General features: G+C 32.7%; 1 protein-coding gene. It reads left to right on the forward strand.

The features are described 5' to 3' along the window. Positions 1-120: 120 nt before the first annotated feature. The gene (locus ACRBG0_RS28640; RefSeq protein ID WP_431490243.1) at positions 121-1,578 is read left to right on the forward strand and encodes a hypothetical protein; all 1,458 of its coding nucleotides are present in this window, start codon (positions 121-123) and stop codon (positions 1,576-1,578) included. Positions 1,579-1,640: the final 62 nt, after the last annotated feature.

The following is a 1,640-nucleotide window of genomic DNA, read 5'->3' on the forward strand; positions in this document are numbered from 1 at the left end:
AACTTAGCTTGTGCGACAAGCCTCGTTCCTCGGCCTGCGCACAAGCCGGAGTTAGTCGCTATTAGAAAAACAAAAAGGAACTAAATCCAATCAAAATAAATTTGAACAAATAAAAACTATATGATTAGAGTTTATTTTGATTGGAATGTAGTTAGTAATTTGAAAAGACCAGAGTTTCAAGAGCTAAAAGATTTTATTGTTGAACATAAACAATATCTTCAATTCCCATACTCCCCAGCTCATTTCAATGACCTAATGAAAAGCTATAGACCTGATAACGAATTGTTCTTTATAGATTTAGACACGTTACAATTTCTTTCAGAGAAGCATTTGTTAAGATGGGGAAAAGATGGTGTTGAGGTTTTATTTGGAACGCCAAAAGAATATTTTGAAGGAGAGAAAAATAAAGAAGATGTATTTGCATTAATGGACATGGAAAAAGTTTTCAATGAACTTGATGAATCTTTAAGTGAATTTGGGTTAGGGAAAATGGGGACACTCATGAAGTCATTATATCAATTACAGCCAAGCAGAATAGATTTAAACAGTGAAAATCAAGAAATTTTAAAGAAAATGTTTCCGAGTATAAAATCGGATTCAACAATGTGGGATTTGATGAAAGAGTTTGGACCGTTTTCAAAGAAATTACTGCAGGACGGTCAATACTATAAGGACTTTAGAAAGTCGATCGGAGAACAAGGAATTAAATTAAACCCGATTGTGGCGGGAAATTGGTCTTTTGATGAAGTGATAAAAAATATTGATGAATTTCTATCAGAACTTGGAACAGGAATGACATATCTTGAATATGTTGAATCATCCCTTAAACATAAAAAAGAACCGATTAACCAATATGAATTTTATACAACTGCATACTTGATGTTGGATATGATTGGCTACAAAACCGATAAACTCCCAAAGCCAACAGATAATATGCAAAATATTCAAACTGACGGAGAACATTCATTCTATGGTGCTCATTGTGACTACTTTGTCGCTATTGACAAAAAGCTGAGAATCAAATCGAAAGTATTATACAATGAATTTAATGTCTCTACCAAAATTTTAGAACCCAAAGAGTTTATTGAAGAACTTAAGAAAGTGATTTATGAAACACCTAAGGAAGTAAGTTTTTTACAAGAAGCGTTTTCTTTTTGCAAACCTGAGAATCTTGTCGAAGCAATTCCATTGTCGGAGGAAAATAAGGTTGAGACTTACGCTTTCAAATTACCTAAATTTTATTTTAATTTCTTCAATTATGTAGTGTATGAAAATTACTCCGAAGAAGAAGGAATTATTTTTACATTCAAGAAAGCTTTCAAGAATTTTGCAAGCTTTATTTATTACACAGAAGCAGAAGGAGTAGTTGAAAGCATAACTGACTTCTTTGGATATTCGGATAAAGAAGAAAGAGACTTGAAAAAAAAGCAATTCGTTTACGATTCTGAGGAAATTACATTTGAATGGTCTTTTGAAGGGGGATTAATTCGGTTGGTAAAGGATGAAGAAACGAAAAGACCAATATTGAATTACATAATTTCGACGAAAAAGAATAAAGAAAAAGAAAACAGCGACTAACTTTGGCTAGGACGACAATAGCCTCCGCGAAGCTAGGTAATATTGCATAAAGTGTGTCAGTA

The sequence above is a fragment of the Lewinella sp. genome (assembly GCF_050633125.1).
Lineage (GTDB): Bacteria > Bacteroidota > Bacteroidia > Chitinophagales > Saprospiraceae > Lewinella.